This is a genomic window from Methylobacterium sp. CCH7-A2, from assembly GCF_001557075.1.
Taxonomy (GTDB): domain Bacteria; phylum Pseudomonadota; class Alphaproteobacteria; order Rhizobiales; family Beijerinckiaceae; genus Allobosea; species Allobosea massiliensis.
The window spans coordinates 1-407 of sequence record NZ_LSKN01000116.1 but is presented as its reverse complement, the minus strand read 5'-3'; the positions used below and the strand labels follow the sequence as shown (position 1 = coordinate 407).

1 protein-coding gene is annotated in these 407 nt (G+C 66.3%); it reads right to left on the bottom strand.

The window, feature by feature from the left end:
• Nucleotides 1–135: 135 nt before the first annotated feature.
• On the bottom strand, nucleotides 136–321 hold the full coding sequence (locus AX750_RS09990; RefSeq protein WP_067254014.1) for a hypothetical protein: 186 nt from the start codon (nucleotides 319–321) through the stop codon (nucleotides 136–138).
• Between the last annotated feature and the right edge of the window lie 86 nt (nucleotides 322–407).

The following is a 407-nucleotide window of genomic DNA, read 5'->3' as shown; positions in this document are numbered from 1 at the left end:
CGGGTCCAAGCCCAACCGCCGCGAAGAGCGGCGCCTGCAAGGGCGCGGATCGACCTTCGACGGGAAATGAGATCAATCGTTCGCGGCGCAGCCTCCCTTGCGGGCGACCGCTCGCTTGCGGCGCCCACTCCCGGCTCAGTGAGCCGGCCGGCGATCATGAGGGTCGAACTCATGGATGACGTGGAGCTCGTCTGCGTCGTCGATCTCGTCGCTCGGCAGCACTCCATAGGCGCCATCGATCTGGAAGACCGTAATCGGGACCATCAGCGTGCGAGCGAGTGCGAAGGCGTGGCTCTGGGCAAGGACAAGATCGTTCGACATTGTGAGGCTCCATCCGGGAGCGGGGGAATTCCCGCTCGATGGCTCCTCGAAGGGCCGGGGCCGGTCGCGATCACCGCGAAGGCGTC